Source organism: Bradyrhizobium sp. ORS 111 (genome assembly GCF_045571485.1).
In the GTDB taxonomy this organism is placed as follows: Bacteria; Pseudomonadota; Alphaproteobacteria; order Rhizobiales; family Xanthobacteraceae; genus Bradyrhizobium.
On the sequence record NZ_CP120701.1, the window covers coordinates 264,979 to 282,684 of the forward strand.

Genomic DNA, 17,706 nt, shown 5'->3' on the forward strand with positions numbered 1-17,706 from the left:
AAGCGAGGCGCAGAGTCACCGCTCGCGTCCAGGCTGGCTTGCTTTAGGAGACACGACGATGGCGCCAGCACTGGGGTGATGATCGTCGGCGAGCGCTCCCTGCCGTATGCCATCACCTCGCATTCGTCCATCAAATAAGAACGGCCGTACGCCACTCGCGCTGGCAGCGGCCGACGTCTGCGATTGTCCGAGCTTGGTGTCTTGCGCATTGGCCGCGGTCGCCGCCAGTGCCAATCCAAACGCGATTGCCAGTTTCGACATGGCGGGCTTCTCCTCTTGAGAGTTGGAGCAATGCGCGGCGACACGACACGGTTTCGGTGAGCGTGGGTGACGAACTGGGCGCCAGGATGGCGGGCAGATCGTCGTGGCCGCCTCATACGCGCAACCGCTGCTCCGTGGTTGCGCATGCGATCCGTGCGCCACAGACGTTAGCTTCACCAGGATATTGCGTTGCAGCGCGCTTGCCTCTTCTGCAAGCACATCGTGCACGACTTTCGCCTCAACCTGTTTTGACTGCGATGCATTCGATGCATCCGCTTCTCAGCGTCGTCGGATGTGCTACCATTTTGCCGTCTGACCTACCTTCCAGACCGCCACAATCATCTCTCAGGGCGTTCAAAATCAATAACAGGGCAAGCTGCAACGGCTTGCATAGGGGAGTGACGCGATGAAATCGGCTTTCAATCGATCCATACTTGCGTTCGCGGCGATCGCGCTGCTGGCGGGGACGACCTTCGCCAGTGCGCAGCAACAAACGGACAAAAGTCGTCCGTTGAAGAAATACGAATCCGGCACCAAGGAATTCTGGACGCATCCGCCGGATGACTGGTTCCTCGGCGATGAGACCGAGGCGCAGAAGGGCCTTGCGCCACCCTCCGGTCCGCCCACCGGCTCCTCAGACTCCGAGCTAGCGGCGACGATCAAGAAGATCAAGCTGCCGCCCGGCTTCAAGATCGAGGTCTATGCGTCGAACGTGCTCGCTGCCCGCCAGATGGCGTGGGGCGACAAGGGCACGCTGTTCGTCGGCTCGTTCGGCCTTGGCAACGTCTATGCGATCAAGGACAACAACGGCAAGAAAGAGGTCAAGACGATCCTCAAGGGCCTCAACATGCCGACCGGGCTCGCCTTCAAGGACGGCGCGCTCTACGTCATCGCGGTCGACAAGCTGATCAAGTACGACAACGCCGAGGCCAATCTCGACAATCTCGGCCAGGGCAAGGTGGTGTATGACGACATGCCGTCCTATGCGGCGCATGGCTGGAAATACATCGCCGTCGACAAGGACGGCTGGTTCTACATTCCGTTCGGCCCGCCATTCAACATCGGCATTCCACCGACCAGCGTGTCGCAGATCCGCCGCGTCGATCCGAACACCGGCAACGCGGAGATCTGGGCGCTCGGCGTCCGCAACTCGGTCGGCGGCGACGTCGATCCGCGCACCGGCAAATACTGGTTCACCGAAAATGCACGCGACTGGATCAGCGACGATCTGCCGAGCGACAAGCTCAACATGATCGACAAGATCGGCGAGCACTTCGGCTATCCCTATTGCCACCAGGGCGACCTGCCGGACCAGAAGTTCGCGATGGGTCACAAGTGCTCGGAGTTCACGCCGCCGGTGGTCAAGCTCGGCGCGCACGTGGCTCCGCTCGGCATGAAGTTCTATACCGGCAATCAATTCCCGGCCGACTACAAGAACAACATCCTGATCGCCGAGCACGGCTCCTGGAATCGACACAAGTACCAGGGCGCCCGCATCGTGCGCGTGATCGTCGGGCCTGACGGCAAGAACGCCAAGCAGGAGGTGTTCGCCTCCGGTTGGATCGAGGGCGACCAGGGCTATCTCGGCCGTCCCGCCGACATCCTGCTCGACAAGGACGGCTCGATCCTCGTCGCCGACGACTGGGCCGGTGCGATCTATCGCATCAGCTACAGCAAGAAGTAACGGCTGAACTGGTGTGAGGCTGCGGCCGCCGCATAGGCGGCCGCAGCCTCTGTTATCGCCGCGGAGCCACCTCGTCATGCCCGGACTTGATCCGGGCATCCATCCAACAAAATCCTTGAGCAAGCCCGATGGATTGCCGGGTCAAGCCCGGCAATGACAGCCGGAGAAACTGACAATGCGAGTGACGTCGTTTGCAATGCTAACCGCGGCAATCCTCCTCGGCTCGTCAGCCCACGCCGCCGATGTCGCCGCCGGCAAGGAGAAGGCTGAGCTCTGTGTCGGCTGTCACGGCGAGAACGGCATCTCGCAGATGGAGAACATTCCCTCGCTCGCGGGCCAGCTCGACCAGTACGTCCAGTGGCAGCTCGTGTTCTTCCGCGCCGGCGCGCGCAAGAACGAGCAGATGCAGCCGATCGTCGAGCAGCTCAACAACGAGGATATCCGCAATCTCGGCGCCTATTTCGCCTCGCTCACCCCGTTCAAGGGCGGCAAGGACGACAATCCGGACTTGTCGGAGAAGGGCAAGCAGGCCGCGGCCGGCCGCCGCTGCGCCTCATGCCACACCGATACCTTTGCCGGCACCAAGGCGGTGGCGCGCATCGCCGGCCAGCGCGAGGAATACCTCGTCAAGGCGCTGCACGACTACAAGTCAGGCCAACGTTCCGGCGGCGCGCAGGCGGCGATGGCCGACGTGGCGTATCCCTTGAGCGACGAGGAGATCACCGCGCTGGCGCATTATCTGGCGCATCTCTAGCCACGACAATGGTGTCGTCCCTGCGAAAGCAGGGACCCATAACCACAGGCGCCATTCGTTTCGAAAAATGGCAACCGATACTTCCTCAACCGATAGGCCGCGGCGTATGGGTCCCGGCTTTCGCCGGGACGACGCGGGGAAAGAGTCACCCCCGCTGCTTCTCATACGCTTTGAGATGCGTATACGCCGTGCGCAGCTCGCGCTGGCGCATCATCTGGCGCATCTCTAGCCACGACAATGGTGTCGTCCCTGCGAAAGCAGGGACCCATAACCACAGGCGCCATTCGTTTCGAAAAATGGCAACCGATACTTCCTCAACCGATAGGCCGCGGCGTATGGGTCCCGGCTTTCGCCGGGACGACGCGAGGGAAGAGTCATCCCCGCTGCTTCTCATACGCTTTGAGATGCGTGTACGCCGTGCGCAGCTCGCGCTGGCGCATTATCTGGCGCATCTCTAGCCACGACAATGGTGTCGTCCCTGCGAAAGCAGGGACCCATAACCACAGGCGCCATTTGTTTCAAAAATGGCAACCCATACTTCCTCAAACCGATAGGCCGCGGCGTATGGGTCCCGGCTTTCGCCGGGACGACGCGGGGGAAGAGTCATCCCCGCTGCTTCTCATACGCTTTGAGATGCGTGTACGCCGTGCGCAGCTTCGGCACCGGGATCTTGGCCGCATCCGCGCGCACGATCAGGTCTCCGATCACGTGATCGGCCTCGACCGGCAGACCCGCCTTGATGTCGCGGAACATCGACGCGGTCATCGGCGAGCCCTCGGTGGTGAGCAGTCCGCGGGTGCGCTGGAAGAACGGGCCGCCCGGCATATGGCCGGCGTCGGCCGCGATCGCGCTGCATTCGTCGAGGATGCCGAGCAGGAAGTCCTTGCCCCCGGGCGCGGCGAGGATGTTGCCGACCGACGTCCGCATCAGGCATGTGGAGGCGGCGAGCGAGGCGAGGAACACCCACTTCTCCCACATGTCCTGCATGATGTGGTCGCTGGCGGCCGCGCCGTTGACGACCGAGACGGTGTCCGCGATCGCGCGCACCCGATCCGACATCCCACCGGCGCGCTCGCCGAAGTTCAGCGACTGCATCGGTTGAAGCTGCACCACCTCGCGCGCCTCGTTCAGCGTCGCCGCGATCGCGCAGAGCCCGCCGAGCACGTGGGATGCACCGAATCTCTTGTCGAGCGCGTCGAGATGCAGCATGCCATTGAGCAGCGGAATGATCACGGTCTTGTCGCCGACCGCCGGCGCAAAGGACTTGATCGCATCGTCGAGATCGAATGCCTTGCAGCTCAGCAGCACCACGTCGAATGTCTCGGAGAGCTTGTCGGCCTGCACAGTCGGCGGCTTCTTCAACGTGACGTCGCCGTTCGGGCTCTTGATCACCAGGCCGGCCGAGGCCAGCTCGGACGCGCGCTTGGGGCGCACCAGGAAAGTGACGTCGCGGCCGGCCTCAAGCATCCGGCCGCCGAAATATCCGCCGATCGCACCGGCGCCGACCACGAGAACGCGCATGGGATTTAGTCCTTCTTTGTTGTCGCCCAGGGAGGCGGACGAATAGCGAACGGGAAGTGGCGAATTGCAAGGGATATTAGCTGGCTATTCGCTACTCGCTATTCGCCATTTCGCTCATCTCACTTTCCCGACACCATTTCCTCGACTTCGCGGAGCTGCTCCTTGCCGAAGAACATCTCGTTGCCGACGAAGAAAGTCGGTGAGCCGAACGCGCCGTGCTCGACCGCCGACTGCGTGTTGGCGATCAGCTTCGCCTTCACGTCGGCGTCCTGCGCGCGGGCGAACAGCTTGGCGGCGTCGAGGCCGGACGAGGCGATGGCTTTGCCGGCGACATCGAGATCGTCCATCTTCTTCGGCTCGACCCACATGTGATGGAAGGCGGCCTCGATATATTTGTCGTACACGCCCTCGAGCTGGGCGGCGACCGCCGCGCGCATCAGGTTCAGCGTGTTGACCGGGAAGAACGGATTCCAGGTGTAGGGCTTGACGTTGAAGCGCTTGAGGAAGCGTTCGGTCTCGACCTTCTGGAATTCGGGCTTGTTCTTGACGCCGGCGAGCGTCTCGGCCGGCGACTTGTTGTTGGTGGCCTTGAAGATGCCGCCGAGCAGGATCGGCACATATTCGAACTTGACGCCGGTGCGCTGCTCGATCGCCGGGATCGCCTCATGGCTGAGGAAGGCGTTGGGGCTGCCGAAATCGAACAGGAATTGCGGGTTCTGGCTCACGGCGTCTCTCCCTCGGCTCATGGTAGCATGGACCTGCTGTCGCAGGCAGCATCAGCAGAATATGATAGTCATCATGTGAGTCGCAGTGCGCGATGTCAAATCAGACGCTTGATCGTCTGCTTGCGCCATACCAAGCCGTAATAGGCCATCTGCAGCACGAACATGGTTGCAAACGTGACCGGATAGGCGATCCAGACGCCCCGGACGCCGATCGCGCGGCTGAGCAGGACAGCGACCGGCACCTCGACAAGGGCAATCGCGACGACCGAGATCAACAGCGGCATCCACACCGTGCCGCCGGCACGCATCGCTCCGGAAAACGCCGTCGCCATGCCGAACAGCACGATGCTCCATAGCACGATGTGAAGCAGCTCCTCGGCGAGCGCCAGCACCGCGGCGTCGACGATGAAGAACCCCATTAAGGGTCGCGCGAACAGGTAGCCGAGCACGACCAGTCCGCCGGTGAGGGCAAGGTTCATCTCGAGACCGGTCCTGACAATCGCGCCGACCTGTTCGGGAGTGCCGCGGCCGATCGCCTGCGCGCCAAAGATCGACACGGTGATCGCGATCGAGATCGCTGGAAACTGCACATAGCCGATCACTTGGTTGACCGCGCCATAGGCGGCGGTGGCGTCCGAGCCGAAGCCGTTGACGAGGCCGAGCAGCACCAGCTCGGCGAGCGAGATCACGACCATGCCGATCGCGGTCGGAATGCCGAGCCGCAGCACGATGCGCAGCAATGTGCCGTTGGGCCGCATCGCGCGCAGAAATGTGGCGTCGAACGCCAGCGCATGGCGCCGCCGCAGCATGTGGATGTGCAGCCACAGCAGCGTGACCAATCCCGAGACCGCGGAGGCAACCGCGGCGCTGGCGACGCCGAGCATCGGCAGGCCGAGCCAGCCGCGAATCAGCGCCGGCGTCACCACCAGGCCGACGATGGTTGAGACGGTCAGCGCGATCAGCGGTGTCACGGTGTCGCCGACGCCCCGCATCATCGCCGTCAGCAGCAGGAATGCGAAGGTCACGGGCATGAAGATCATCATGATCCGCGCGTAGGACACCGCGGCGTCGAGGACGTCAGGCGGCGTGACGAGCGCGATCAGAAGCGGCCGGGTGAAGACGCCCCCGAGGATCGCGATCGCAGCCGCCAGCAGCAGCGTCACCGTCATGGTGGTGCCGGCGACTGCCTTGACGCGATCGGGCTCGCCGGCGCCCCAGGCCTGGCCGATCATCACGGAGGCGCCCGCGCTCAAGCCGATCACGAAGGCGATGAAGAAGAACATCACCGGGAAGAACACGGACACCGCGGCGAGCGCGTCGACGCCGATCATCTGGCCGAGATAGACGCCGTTGATGGTGCCGAACAACGATTGCAGCACGTTGCTCAGCAGCATCGGCGCGAGGAAGAACAGGAAGGCTTTGCGCAGCGACGGAGGTTTGGACACGTTTAATTTCCAGGACAGGAGTTCGTCGCGTTAGAGAAGGACGTTGCGTTGAATTGGTCTATCGGCAGGTGCGTCGCACCTAGCCTGCTTGATCACCGTAGGCGAGGGCGACCGCATGGTCGCGGATATCGGCCGGCCAGTCTGCGATCAACGTCGCAAAGCGCCGCCGGTCATGCGCGAACAGGGCGCGGATCGCGTCCTCGTAATGCGGGCGGTTGCCAGCCATCGTGGTCATGAAGCGATAGGCTGCGTCCTGGGCAAGCCGTGTGCGATCCTTGTCGCCGCTCGCGCGCCGCGCCTCGTCGATCAGCTTGCGGATCGCGACCGACGCGCCGCCTTTCTGCTGCGCCAGCCAGTCCCAGTGTCGCGGCAGCAGCGTGATCTCGCGCGCGACGACGCCGAGCTTGGGGCGGCCGGGCCCGCGCGGCGTAGCGGGCGCGGCGGGCTCATCCGCCGCCGGGACCTCAAGCTTCGGCAGCCGCGCCAGCACGTCGTCGATCGAGCCGCGGAAATCGATGTCGACAAGTGCGGAGGTGCGGCCGTCGAACACCAGGATCGCGGCGTCCTTGCGCCGGTCGTGCACTTGCTTGGCGGCGCGGGCAACCTCGGGAAGGCCGCCGGCCGCGACGCGGCGATCCCCATCGAAGGCGATATAGGCTGGATTCATTGGCGGTCTCTCCGATTGCGCGACATACTGCCTGGGCCATTCGAGGCGGCCAAGACGCGTGCATCTCGACTTTCTTGCGTCAGACTGGCACCAAGCGCTGCTTGACCGCGCTGACATCGGAGGGGACGCCCATGCTGACGGTTCATCATCTCAACAATTCGCGCTCGCAGCGCGTGCTCTGGCTGCTCGAGGAACTGGGCGTGCCCTACGAGATCGTGCGTTATCAGCGGCAGCCCGACATGCGCGCGCCCAAGGCGCTGCTCGCAGTGCATCCGCTCGGCAAGTCGCCTGTCATCACCGACAGCAGCAACACGATCGCTGAATCCGGCGCGATCCTCGAATACATCATCGGCACCTACGGCAATGGCCGGCTGATTCCGGCCGCGAACACGCCGGAGCGGCTGCGCTACACCTATTGGCTGCATTACGCCGAAGGCTCGGCGATGCCGCCGCTGCTGCTGAAGCTGCTGTTCACGCTGATGCCGAAGCGGGCGCCGGCACTGCTGCGGCCATTGGTGCGCAAGGTCTCCAATCAGGCCCTCACCACGCTGGTCAATCCGCAACTCAAGCAGCACATGGCCTATTGGGAAGGTGAGCTCGGCAACAGCGAATGGTTCGCCGGCAATGAATTCACCGGCGCCGATATCCAGATGAGCTTTCCGCTCGAAGCCGCGGCCGCGCGGGGCGGGCTCGAGGACGGCCATCCGAGGTGCATCGCGTTCCTCGAACGCATTCATGCGCGCCCGGCCTATGCGCGGGCGCTGGAGAAAGGTGGGCCGTACCAGGTCGGCCGATAGTGCCTTGCTCATCGCGGCAGCTCGATCAGCGGAAGCAGCCGCGAATCCGACAGCGCCGCCGTGCGATGGCCGATGCCGGCGAGATAGGCCTCCGCCACCGCAAAGGCGAGAAACGCCCCGCGGCTCTTCTGGCGGATCAGCATCGCGCGGTCCCAGTGCTCGCCTTCAGGCCCGATCAGGAACGGGCCGCCTGCGCCCATGAACAAGAGATCGCCGCCGCTCTTCCGCAGCAAGGGCAGCGTGTGCGCGATGTAGCGGTCGTAGGCCGCAGCGCCCGTGATCGGCTGCGGCGGAGCCAGCTCGGGGCTCGTCGAATAGTCGGCGATCTCGCGGAAGCGCAACAGGTTCAGCATCACCAGCTCGCCTGCGATGTCTCGCTGGGCAAAGGCGCGGCCGGCATCCCAGGTCGGCTCCAGATAGCAGGCAGTATCCATGTTCGGTCGTCCGGTCGGTTTCCAACTGACGCGGTTTTACCCGGGTGTAATCGCGTTGTCAATAATACCCGGATATAAATGATTGGCTGATCCGAGGGAGCGCCGAGCTCCTGCTATTCCTTGATCGCCGACAGCACCTCGGCGATCAGCCTTTCGACGCCGCCACCGGATGGACCGGTGGAATCCCCGAGGCGCACGATCACCAGGTTTCGCGACGGAATGATCGCGATACGCTGATCGAGGAAACCCGCGGCAAAGAAGGCGTCCGGCGGAATGCCATCCCTGAGCCGTTTCGCTGCGCCTTTGGCCGCGCTGCGATTGGTCCAGAACCCGGCGCCGTAATCCGTATCGAGGGTCGCGCTGGCGGAGAAATCCACCCAGTCCTCGTTGAACAGACGCACGCCGCCGACCTGGCCGTTGTTGAGATAGAGCATGCCGAACCGCGCCCAATCGCGCGCGCTGGCAAGCATGTTGGAGGCGCCTTGCAGCGTTCCGGATCCGTCGAATTCGAGCGTCACCTGGCGCATGCCGAGCGGATTGAACAGTTCGCGCCAAGCAAAGGCGAGCGTCTGTTCCGGCCCGCCCACGACATCGCGAATGATCCCAGCCAGGAGCTGGAATGAGCCGCTGGAATAGTGCCACCGCGTCCCCGGCGGCGCGATCAGGGGGCGCTTTCGCGGCGTAGCCGGTCATGTCCTCATCCAGATACATCCGGCTGGCCTCGTCGAAGCCGAGGTAAGTTTCGTCCAGTGCGAGCCCGGACGTCATCCGCATCAGCTGCTCGATCGTGATCGCACGACGGAGATCATTTGCGCCCTGCCATTGCAGGATCGGCGCGGCCATCGCGGGCTGGATGAGATTCTTGCGTTGAAGAATTCCGATCAACGCATTCACGGCCGACTTGCTGAGCGAAAATCCGAGCAGTTGCGTGTCGATGCCAACTCCCGGCGCATAGCGCTCGGCGATGACCTTACCGTTGTGAACCACCACCACGGCCTTGGTCCTGCGCGACACTTCTCCTGCGGGCTCCTCGAACGCGTGATCGAGCGCAGCCACGAGCGCGGCGTCCGCCGGCTCGACAACCGTCGGAGGGGCGATGTCCGGCAACAATGGCGGCGACGTCGGATTTCTCAGCGCGTCGAGATCGCTCCGGAGCAGGTGGGGCGGTCTTGAGCCGAGCCGCAAGGTGCAACCAAAGCCCGGGCGAAATGTGGCCTGCCCATGCACCAGCCCCATCACCGATGTGTCGACCACTTTGGCCGCTGGATCGACCCGGTAGCTCAGCACGTGCCGCCACGGCCGAACGCTGGAGATGTCGGCAATCGCCGCAAAATTGGCATCCGCATCGAGCCCCGACACGAAGGTCCTGATGCAGACATTGTGCGCGACGAAGTCGGCGATGATGCGGGCCGCCTTGTCGGCACGAAAATAGCTGCCGGCAGCAACAACCGTGGCCGGCAGCAACATCGCCAACGCGATCCAGATCCGAGCGCGCACGTGGCACCTCTTGTGACGCTCCGCGCTCCCACAGCACGGCGATGATGTTTTAACGGGAAGTCTGTACGCTGCCGGCCGAGGGCAGGGGCTGCACTGTGACACCGGGCGGCGGCACGTCGTCGTCGGGCACAAAGAAATCCGACATCAGCGGCACCGACGCGTCGACGCGATAGCGCTCGAAGTCGCGCACGCCGTTGGCGTAGAGCACCTTGTCGTCGATGCAGAAATGGCCGGTGAATTCGCGCGACGGCCGGGTGACGATCGCATAGGCCGCATCGCCCACGATCTCCGGCGTGCGGCTCGCGCGCATCATGGCGTCGCCGCCGAGCAAGTTGCCGACCGCGGCGGTTGCGATCGTGGTGCGCGGCCACAGCGCGTTGACGGCGATGCCCGTGGATTTCAACTCGCCCGCCAGCCCGAGCACGCACATGCTCATGCCGTATTTCGCCATCGTATAGGCGGTGGAACGCTCGAACCATTTCGTCTTCATGTCGAGCGGCGGCGACAGCATCAGGATGTGCGGGTTCTCCGCCTTCGTCAGATGCGGGATGCAGTATTTCGACACCATGAAGGTGCCGCGCGTGTTGATGCCCATCATCAGGTCGAACCGCTTCATGTCGGTCGCCTGCGAGGTGGTCAGGCTGATGGCGCTGGCATTGTTGACGCAGATGTCGATGCCGCCGAACTCTGCGACGGTCCGGTCGATCGCCGCCACCACCTGCGCCTCGTCCCTGATATCGCAGATCAGCGGCAGCGCCTTGCCGCCGGCGGCGCGGACCTCGTCGGCGGCGGTGTAGATCGTGCCCTTCAGCTTGGGATGCGGCTCGGCGGTCTTCGCCGCGATCGCGACATTGGCGCCATCACGCGCAGCCCGAAGCGCAATCGCCAGCCCGATGCCGCGGCTGGCGCCCGAGATGAACAGCGTCTTGCCTTTGAGGGACGTCATGGGAGCACTCCGTTATGGACGCACTGACAGAAGGCTCCCTCCCCCCTTGCGGGGGAGGGCGGGGAGAGGGGTAAGCCACATACACCGCCTTCGCGGCCACCCCTCTCCCTAGCCCTCTCCCGCAAGGGGAGAGGGAACGACGGAGCAAGCGCCGCGGCCACCGCGCAACGACGACAGCGCTACGCATCCGCGTGCAGCACGCGGCCGCGCGTCTCCGGCAGCGCGTAGGCGGCGAGGAAGAATACGCCATAGGCCGCCACTGCGAAGATCGCGATCGCGTTGGCAAGTGATGTCGTGGTCGACAGTGCGCCGACAAGGTAGGGAAACAGCGCACCGACGCCGCGGCCGAAATTGTAGCAGAAGCCCTGGCCGGAGCCGCGCAGCCGCGTCGGGTAGAGCTCGGTCAGGAACGCGCCCATGCCGGAGAAGTAGCCGGAGGCGAAGAAGCCGAGCGGAAAGCCGAGGACCCAGAGCACTTCATTGGACAGCGGGAGCTGGGTGTAGAGCAGCACCACCGCGATCGCGCCGAGCGAGAAGATCAGGAACAGGTTGCGCCGGCCGATACGGTCGGCGAGCCAGGCCCCGACCAGATAACCGATGAACGAGCCGATGATCAGGGTCGCGAGATAACCGGTGGAGCCGACCACCGAGAGCTTGCGCTCGGTGGTGAGGAAGCGCGGCACCCAGAAGGTGATGGCGTAGTAACCGCCCTGCATGCCGGTGCCGACCAGCGAGGCCAGGATCGTGGTCTTCAGGATCGACCCGTGAAAGATCTCCCACAATGCAGCGGGTCCGCTGCCGGACGCGCGCTGTTGCGCCAATGTCGCCGCCGAAATCTCGGGCTCGGTGACATAACGGCGGAGATAAAACACGAGCAGCGCCGGCAGCGCGCCGATCACGAACATCCAGCGCCACGCCGTCTCCGCAGGCAGAGCCGAGAACAGCACGGCCTGCGCCAGCACGGCAAAGCCCCAGCCAATCGCCCATCCGGACTGCACCGAACCGACCGCGCGTCCGCGATATTGCGGCCGGATCGCTTCGCCCATCAGCACGGCGCCCGCCGCCCATTCGCCGCCGAAGCCCAGCCCGAGCAGTGCGCGAGCGATCAGGAGCTGATCGAAATTCTGCACGACGGCGCAGACCAGCGAGAAGAAGGAGAACCAGAGGATGGTGAATTGCAGCGTCCTGACCCGGCCGATGCGGTCGGAGAGATAGCCGCCGAGCCAGCCGCCGACCGCCGAGGACAACAGCGTCACCGTGCCGGCGAGCCCTGCGGTGCCGGCATCGACCTTCCACAGCGCGATGATGGTGCCGATGACCAGCGGATAGATCATGAAATCCATGCCGTCGAGCGCCCAGCCCGCGGCGCAGGCCCAGAACGTGCGCCGTTCCTGCACATTCATGTCGCGATAGAAGGCAAGAAGACTGCTGTCCTGGATCTCCGCAACCTCTATCGAATCGGATTCAGCTCGACTCATACGTGTTCCCTTGGGGGCCATTGTCGCCGGCAATTCCGAAATCCGCGGCCGGCTCGCGCGGAAGCGGGCAATTTACCGCGATGCCGCAGGGTGGGCAAAGGTGCATTTGTGCCGCGCCCATCACCTGATGCCGTGCTCGCGATGGTGGGCCCGCTGTCGCTTTGCCCGCCCTACAATTGACGGTTTCACTGTCCCGCCGCCTCCGAGCCGCGCGTGCGCGGATCGGGCGCGCCGAGCAGACCGTTGGGCGTCACCAGTATCGAGTTGGCCGAGGAGTAGCCGAGCGGTTCAACCAGTCTGTGGCCCTTGGCCTTCAGCTCCTCGAGCACCTGCTCGGGAAAGCCGCGCTCGATCCTGACCTCGTCGGGCAGCCATTGATGATGCACGCGCGGCGCCGCAACGGCGGCGGCGATGTCCATCTTGTAGTCGATCACGTCGACGATGATCTGCGTCACCGCGGAGATGATGCGGCTGCCGCCCGGCGATCCCGTCACCAGCACCGGCCTGCCGTCCTTCAGCACGATGGTCGGCGACATCGAGGACAGCGGTCGCTTGCCGGGGCCGGGCAGGTTGGCCTCGAAGCCGACCAGGCCGAAGGCGTTGGAGGCGCCCGGCGCTGCGGTGAAATCGTCAAGCTCGTTGTTGAGCAGCACGCCGGTGCCCTCAGCGACGAGGCCGACGCCGTAGGGGAAGTTCAGCGTGTAGGTATTGCTGACGGCGTTGCCGCCGGCATCGACGACGGAATAGTGCGTGGTGTTGTCGCCCTCGTGCGGCGGCTTCGCATTCCGCACGTCGGTCCAGGGAGTGGCACGGGCGAGATCGATGGTCGCGCGCTGCTTCGCGGCGTAGTCTTTCGAAATCAACAATTGCGTCGGCGCATCGACGAAGGCGGGATCGCCGAGATAGCGCGCACGATCGGCATAGGCGCGCTTCATCGCCTCGATCATCACATGCAGCGAGGCTGCCGAACCCTGCTTCATCTCGGATATCGGAAAGCCCTCGAGGATGTTCAGGATCTCCAGCAGCACCACGCCGCCCGAGGAAGGCTGCGGCATCGAGACGATGTCATAGCCCCGATAGGTGCCGCGGATCGGCGGGCGGATGACCGGCTGATAGGATTTCAGGTCGTCGAGGCTGATGATGCCGCCGGCATCACGGATGCCCTTGACGAGCTTCTCGGCGACTGCGCCTTCGTAGAAGCCGCGCGGGCCCTGCGCCGCAACCGCGGTCAATGTCGCGGCAAGATCGCTCTGGATCAGCCGATCGCCCTCGTGCAACGGGCTGCCGTCGGGATGCGAGAAAGTCCCGGCCGAATTCGGCCAGCGCGACATCCGGCGATACATGTCGTTCAGCGTGTCCGATGTATCGTCGGTGACGATGAAGCCGTCGCGCGCGAGCGCGATCGCGGGTTGAATGATCTGCGCCAGCGTGAACTTGCCGGAGCCGTATTTCTCCAGCGCCAGCGCAAGTCCGGCAACAGTGCCGGGCACGCCGATGCCGAGCGCGGAATAGCGCGATTTGTTGGGGTCCGGCTTGCCGTCGGCGCCCAGGAACATGTCGCGCGTCGCCGCCTGCGGTGCGGTCTCGCGGTAGTCGATGGTGACGTCCTCGTTGCGTCCGGCTAGATGAATCACCATGAAGCCGCCGCCGCCGATATTGCCGGCGCGCGGATAGGTGACCGCCATCGCAAAGCCGGTGGCGACCGCGGCATCGACCGCATTGCCGCCTTGCCGCAGGATGTCGGCGCCGACCCGCGCGGCGATTTTCTCCTGCGCCACCACCATGCCGCTTTCGGCCGGAATGCTGCGAATTCCGTCAGCGGCCGGCGGCATGTAGAAGCGGCGCTGCTCCTGGCCGAGCGCCGGCGCAGCGAGACCGATCAACAGGAGAGCGGCAAACAACCGTCGCGATATCGTTGCGGTCCGCGTCATCGGAGCCCCCTGCTTTTTCATTCGACGTGACATTCGCAAAACAAGCTCATGCTATATGGGGACGGCTTCGCGAGGCAAAACGCCTGTTCGTGACTCGATTTGAGGAATCTTTATGACGATGGCGGTGACGGCACAGACAGGCATTGACGAGGTGAAGACTTATCCGGGGCGCGCCGCAGTCATTAGCTGGATCTTCTTCGACTGGGCCGCGCAGCCATACTTTACGCTGATCACGACCTTCGTCTTTGCGCCCTATTTCGCGAGCTTTGTCGCATCCGATCCGGCGAGCGGCCAGGCGATGTGGGGCTTTGCCACGGCAGCCGCCGGGCTCGCGATCGCGTTGCTGTCGCCGGTGCTGGGCGCGATCGCCGATGCCAGCGGCCGCCGCAAGCCGTGGATCGCAGGCTTTGGTGCGCTGCTCGTGATCGGCGCGAGCGCGATGTGGATCGGCAAGCCCGGCAATCCCGATGTCATTACCGTGCTGCTGCTTGCCTATGCGATCGCCAGCGTCGGCGTCGAGTTCGCGACCGTCTTCAACAACGCGATGATGCCGACGCTGGTGCCGCCGGACAGGATCGGGCGGTTGTCGGGCACCGGCTGGGCCACCGGCTATGTCGGCGGCATCCTGAGCCTCGTGCTGGTGCTCGGCTTCCTCGCCGCCAACGCCGAGACCGGCCGCACGCTGTTCGGCTTCACCCCGCTGTTCGGTCTCGATCCCGTCACCCATGAGGGCGATCGCATCACCGGGCCGCTGACCGGGCTGTGGTTCATCATCTTCGTGGCGCCGATGTTCCTGTTCACGCCGGACTATCCGGCCAAGCGCCGGCTGCGCGATGCGGTCGGCGAAGGTCTGCGCGAGTTGCGGGAGTCACTGGCGAGCCTGCCGAAGCAGAAATCGATGGCGCGATTTCTGCTCGCGAACATGATCTACACCGATGGCTTGGTGTCGCTGTTTGCCTTCGGCGGGATCTATGCGGCCGGCACCTTCGGCTGGGACACGATCCGCATCGGCACGTTCGGCATCATCCTGGCGATCGCCGGCACGTTCGGGGGCTGGATCGGCGGCAAGCTCGACGATGCGTTCGGGCCGAGACGGGTCATCACGGGCAGCCTGCTGATCCTGCTGTTTGCGATTGTCGCGATCCTCACCGTGAACAAGGATTCCATCCTGTTCATCGCGGTCGCGCCTCCAGTGCCCGGCGGTCCGTTGTTTGCCGGCGCCGCCGAACGCGCCTATCTCGTGCTGGGTTGCTTGATCGGCGCCACCGGCGCGCCGCTGCAGGCCGCCTCGCGCTCGCTTCTGATCCGCCTCGCGCCGAAGGATCGCATCGCGCAGTATTTCGGCCTGTTCGCGCTGACCGGGAAGGTGACGTCGTTCATCGGTCCGCTCCTGATCGGCGCGATCACCGCGGCGACCGCGAGTCAGAAAGCCGGTATCGCAGTGCTGGTGGTGTTTTTCGTCGTGGGTCTGACGCTGCTGGCGAAGGTGCGGGAGTAATAACTACCGTCGTCCCGGCGAAGGCCGGGACCCATAGCCACCGGCCTTGCCTGGTGAGAGATAACTAACCCCTGCGCGCCTTCGATAGATCACCCGGTATGGGTCCCTGCTTTCGCACTAGGGCATCTACATGTCTTCCGGAGTCTTCTCAACGACTTAGCTTAGCAACGCAGAGAAACGCCGCACTTTTGCTAAGCTCTGCTCGCGAAATGGCGTCATCGAGTGGCAAGCAAGTCCTTGATCGAGAGTCACTTTTCGGTCCGGAAAAGATGTGTAGATGCCCTAGTGCTTTCGCAGGGACGACGGAAAATCAATGCCGGAAGTGGCGCACGCCGGTGAACACCATCGCGATGCCGTGCTCGTCGGCGGCCTTGATCACCTCGTCGTCGCGCATCGAGCCGCCAGGCTGGATCACCGCGGTGGCGCCGGCCTCGATGCAGGCGAGCATGCCGTCGGCAAACGGGAAGAACGCGTCGGAGGCGACCACCGAGCCTTTGGTCAGAGGCTCCGCCAGCTTCAATTCCGCCGCTGCGTCCAGCGCCTTGCGTGCGGCGATGCGCGCGGAATCGACCCGGCTCATCTGGCCGGCGCCGATGCCGACGGTGGCGAGATCCTTGGCGTAGATGATGGTGTTCGACTTGACGTGCTTGGCGACGCGGAAGGCGAATTTGAGATCGCGCAGCTCGGCATCAGTCGGCGCGCGCTTGGTCGCGACCTTCAGGTTCATGTCCTCGACCACGGCATTGTCGCGGCTCTGTACCAGAAGGCCGCCGGCGACCGTCTTGGCGGTGAGGCCGACCGCGCGCGGGTTCGGCAGGCCGCCGGCGAGCAGCAGGCGCAGGTTGCGCCGGCTCGCGATGATCGAGATCGCCTCCTCGGTCGCGTCGGGCGCGATGATCACCTCGGTGAAGATGCCGATGATGGCGCGCGCGGCGTCGGCGTCCAGCGTGCGGTTGACCGCGATGATGCCGCCATAGGCCGAGGTCGAGTCGCAGGCGAGCGCGCGACGGTAGGCGGTGGCGAGATCGGGCCCCTCGGCGACGCCACACGGATTGGCGTGCTTGACGATGACGCAAGCCGCGGTGCGGCTCGGATCGAATTCGCCGATGCATTCATAGGCCGCATCGGTGTCGTTGATGTTGTTGTAGGATAGTTCCTTGCCTTGAAGCTGGCGCGCGGTGGCGACGCCCGGCCGCTTGTCCGGTGTGGCGTAGAATGCCGCGGTCTGATGCGGATTTTCACCATAGCGCAGCGACTGGATCAGCCGGCCGCCGAAGGCGCGGAAGTCCGGCGCCTTGGTGTCGAGCTGCACGGCAAACCAGTTCGAGATCGCGGCGTCATAAGCCGCGGTGCGCGCGTAGGCCTTGGCGGCCAGCCGCCGGCGCAGGCCAAGCGAGGTCGCGCCCTTGTGCGCGGCGAGCTCGTCGAGCACCGCAGAATAGTCCTGCGCCTCGACCACGACAGCGACGTCGTCATGGTTCTTGGCCGCGGCGCGGATCATCGCGGGGCCGCCGATGTCGATGTTCTCGATGCACTCCTCGAAGCCGGCGCCTTTGTCGACGGTCGCCTCGAACGGATAGAGATTGACCACCAGAAGATCGATCGGCGCGATGCCGTGCGCGGCCATCGCCGCCGCGTGCTCCTTGTTGTCGCGGATCGCGAGCAGGCCGCCATGCACCTTGGGATGCAGCGTCTTGACCCGGCCGTCCATCATTTCGGGGAAGCCGGTGAGATCGGAAACGTCCTTGACCTTCAAGCCTGCGGCGGCGATGGCCTTGGCCGTGCCGCCGGTCGAGACCAGTTCGACGCCATGGTCGGCAAGCGCCTTGGCGAAGTCGATCAGGCCGGTCTTGTCGGAAACGGACAACAGAGCGCGGGTCACGCGGCGAAGCTGTTCGGTCATGCTGGAAATCCCTGGCTGTTAAGGCAGCCGGTAGCATGGTTTGGTGCGGTACGAAACCAGTCTCCGAGGCCGATTCCTGGGAAATCGGTGGTGATTTGACTGAATTTTTCAGGTTGCCTGCCTTTGTCGGCCCGCAGCTCGTCCAAAGGGGCACACTCATTCCTT

16 protein-coding genes and 1 pseudogene are annotated in these 17,706 nt (G+C 64.4%); 5 read left to right on the plus strand and 12 right to left on the minus strand.

The genetic code is table 11. The features are described from left to right. Nucleotides 1–15: 15 nt before the first annotated feature. Nucleotides 16–261: a hypothetical protein gene (locus P6U30_RS01245; RefSeq protein WP_407167756.1), complete on the minus strand. Its 246-nt coding sequence runs from the start codon at nt 259–261 to the stop codon at nt 16–18. Nucleotides 262–667: 406 nt separating this feature from the next. On the opposite strand from P6U30_RS01245, the gene P6U30_RS01250 reads away from it, so the two are divergent. Further along, the gene (locus tag P6U30_RS01250; protein WP_407167757.1) at nt 668–1,945 is read left to right on the plus strand and encodes a PQQ-dependent sugar dehydrogenase; all 1,278 of its coding nucleotides are present in this window, start codon (nt 668–670) and stop codon (nt 1,943–1,945) included. 175 nt (nt 1,946–2,120) lie between these two features. Then, nucleotides 2,121–2,699 (plus strand): c-type cytochrome, encoded by a 579-nt coding sequence (locus tag P6U30_RS01255; RefSeq protein ID WP_407167758.1) that lies wholly within the window; start codon nt 2,121–2,123, stop codon nt 2,697–2,699. Nucleotides 2,700–3,302: 603 nt separating this feature from the next. Here P6U30_RS01255 and panE read toward each other — a convergent pair. The 4 genes from panE to P6U30_RS01275 all read right to left on the minus strand — a co-directional run bounded on the left by panE (nt 3,303) and on the right by P6U30_RS01275 (nt 7,057). Next, nucleotides 3,303–4,220: a 2-dehydropantoate 2-reductase gene (panE, locus tag P6U30_RS01260; protein WP_407167759.1), complete on the minus strand. Its 918-nt coding sequence runs from the start codon at nt 4,218–4,220 to the stop codon at nt 3,303–3,305. A gap of 119 nt (nt 4,221–4,339) precedes the next feature. Further along, a complete protein-coding gene (locus P6U30_RS01265) occupies nt 4,340–4,945 on the minus strand; it encodes a 2-hydroxychromene-2-carboxylate isomerase (protein WP_407167760.1) in 606 nt (201 codons plus the stop codon). Nucleotides 4,946–5,040: 95 nt separating this feature from the next. After that, nucleotides 5,041–6,390: an MATE family efflux transporter gene (locus tag P6U30_RS01270; RefSeq protein WP_407167761.1), complete on the minus strand. Its 1,350-nt coding sequence runs from the start codon at nt 6,388–6,390 to the stop codon at nt 5,041–5,043. Between the two features lie 79 nt (nt 6,391–6,469). Continuing rightward, a complete protein-coding gene (locus tag P6U30_RS01275; RefSeq protein WP_407167762.1) occupies nt 6,470–7,057 on the minus strand; it encodes a DUF2239 family protein in 588 nt (195 codons plus the stop codon). Nucleotides 7,058–7,188: 131 nt separating this feature from the next. Between P6U30_RS01275 and P6U30_RS01280 the strand changes: the two genes are divergently transcribed. Beyond that, on the plus strand, nt 7,189–7,854 hold the full coding sequence (locus tag P6U30_RS01280; RefSeq protein WP_407167763.1) for a glutathione S-transferase family protein: 666 nt from the start codon (nt 7,189–7,191) through the stop codon (nt 7,852–7,854). Between the two features lie 8 nt (nt 7,855–7,862). On the opposite strand, the gene P6U30_RS01285 is transcribed toward P6U30_RS01280, so the two are convergent. The 3 genes and pseudogenes from P6U30_RS01285 to P6U30_RS01295 all read right to left on the minus strand — a co-directional run. Next, nucleotides 7,863–8,288 carry a DUF1330 domain-containing protein gene (locus P6U30_RS01285; RefSeq protein WP_407167764.1) on the minus strand — a complete coding sequence of 142 codons (426 nt, stop codon included), beginning with the start codon at nt 8,286–8,288 and terminating at the stop codon, nt 7,863–7,865. Nucleotides 8,289–8,401: 113 nt separating this feature from the next. Beyond that, complete coding sequence (locus P6U30_RS01290; protein WP_407167765.1) at nt 8,402–8,875, minus strand: hypothetical protein; 474 nt, start codon at nt 8,873–8,875, stop codon at nt 8,402–8,404. Nucleotides 8,876–8,993: 118 nt separating this feature from the next. Next, nucleotides 8,994–9,275: pseudogene (locus P6U30_RS01295) on the minus strand (serine hydrolase); the annotation flags it as partial. On the opposite strand from P6U30_RS01295, the gene P6U30_RS01300 reads away from it, so the two are divergent. Further along, nucleotides 9,156–9,461, plus strand: coding sequence for a hypothetical protein (locus P6U30_RS01300; protein ID WP_407167766.1), 306 nt, complete (start codon nt 9,156–9,158; stop codon nt 9,459–9,461). The pseudogene P6U30_RS01295 and the gene P6U30_RS01300 overlap by 120 nt on opposite strands. A gap of 373 nt (nt 9,462–9,834) precedes the next feature. Here P6U30_RS01300 and P6U30_RS01305 read toward each other — a convergent pair whose 3' ends face one another. The 3 genes from P6U30_RS01305 to ggt form a co-directional block, all read right to left on the minus strand. Next, complete coding sequence (locus P6U30_RS01305) at nt 9,835–10,731, minus strand: SDR family oxidoreductase (protein ID WP_407167767.1); 897 nt, start codon at nt 10,729–10,731, stop codon at nt 9,835–9,837. 179 nt (nt 10,732–10,910) lie between these two features. After that, a complete protein-coding gene (locus tag P6U30_RS01310) occupies nt 10,911–12,209 on the minus strand; it encodes an MFS transporter (RefSeq protein WP_407167768.1) in 1,299 nt (432 codons plus the stop codon). A 185-nt stretch (nt 12,210–12,394) separates the two neighbouring features. Continuing rightward, complete coding sequence (gene ggt / locus P6U30_RS01315) at nt 12,395–14,140, minus strand: gamma-glutamyltransferase (protein ID WP_407167769.1); 1,746 nt, start codon at nt 14,138–14,140, stop codon at nt 12,395–12,397. A gap of 118 nt (nt 14,141–14,258) precedes the next feature. On the opposite strand from ggt, the gene P6U30_RS01320 reads away from it, so the two are divergent. Beyond that, nucleotides 14,259–15,638 carry an MFS transporter gene (locus P6U30_RS01320; RefSeq protein WP_407170653.1) on the plus strand — a complete coding sequence of 460 codons (1,380 nt, stop codon included), beginning with the start codon at nt 14,259–14,261 and terminating at the stop codon, nt 15,636–15,638. Between the two features lie 310 nt (nt 15,639–15,948). On the opposite strand, the gene purH is transcribed toward P6U30_RS01320, so the two are convergent. After that, a complete protein-coding gene (gene purH, locus P6U30_RS01325) occupies nt 15,949–17,541 on the minus strand; it encodes a bifunctional phosphoribosylaminoimidazolecarboxamide formyltransferase/IMP cyclohydrolase (RefSeq protein WP_407167770.1) in 1,593 nt (530 codons plus the stop codon). Nucleotides 17,542–17,706 lie beyond the last annotated feature (165 nt).

Excerpts from the sequence above, each read along its gene's own strand:
- P6U30_RS01245 (WP_407167756.1), bottom strand. The coding sequence starts at position 261 with ATGTCGAAACTGGCAATCGCGTTTGGATTGGCACTGGCGGCGACCGCG.
- P6U30_RS01250 (WP_407167757.1), top strand. The coding sequence starts at position 668 with ATGAAATCGGCTTTCAATCGATCCATACTTGCGTTCGCGGCGATCGCG.
- P6U30_RS01255 (WP_407167758.1), top strand. The coding sequence starts at position 2,121 with ATGCGAGTGACGTCGTTTGCAATGCTAACCGCGGCAATCCTCCTCGGC.
- panE (WP_407167759.1), bottom strand. The coding sequence starts at position 4,220 with ATGCGCGTTCTCGTGGTCGGCGCCGGTGCGATCGGCGGATATTTCGGC.
- P6U30_RS01275 (WP_407167762.1), bottom strand. The coding sequence starts at position 7,057 with ATGAATCCAGCCTATATCGCCTTCGATGGGGATCGCCGCGTCGCGGCC.
- P6U30_RS01280 (WP_407167763.1), top strand. The coding sequence starts at position 7,189 with ATGCTGACGGTTCATCATCTCAACAATTCGCGCTCGCAGCGCGTGCTC.
- P6U30_RS01285 (WP_407167764.1), bottom strand. The coding sequence starts at position 8,288 with ATGGATACTGCCTGCTATCTGGAGCCGACCTGGGATGCCGGCCGCGCC.
- P6U30_RS01305 (WP_407167767.1), bottom strand. The coding sequence starts at position 10,731 with ATGACGTCCCTCAAAGGCAAGACGCTGTTCATCTCGGGCGCCAGCCGC.
- P6U30_RS01310 (WP_407167768.1), bottom strand. The coding sequence starts at position 12,209 with ATGAGTCGAGCTGAATCCGATTCGATAGAGGTTGCGGAGATCCAGGAC.
- ggt (WP_407167769.1), bottom strand. The coding sequence starts at position 14,140 with ATGACGCGGACCGCAACGATATCGCGACGGTTGTTTGCCGCTCTCCTG.
- P6U30_RS01320 (WP_407170653.1), top strand. The coding sequence starts at position 14,259 with ATGGCGGTGACGGCACAGACAGGCATTGACGAGGTGAAGACTTATCCG.
- purH (WP_407167770.1), bottom strand. The coding sequence starts at position 17,541 with ATGACCGAACAGCTTCGCCGCGTGACCCGCGCTCTGTTGTCCGTTTCC.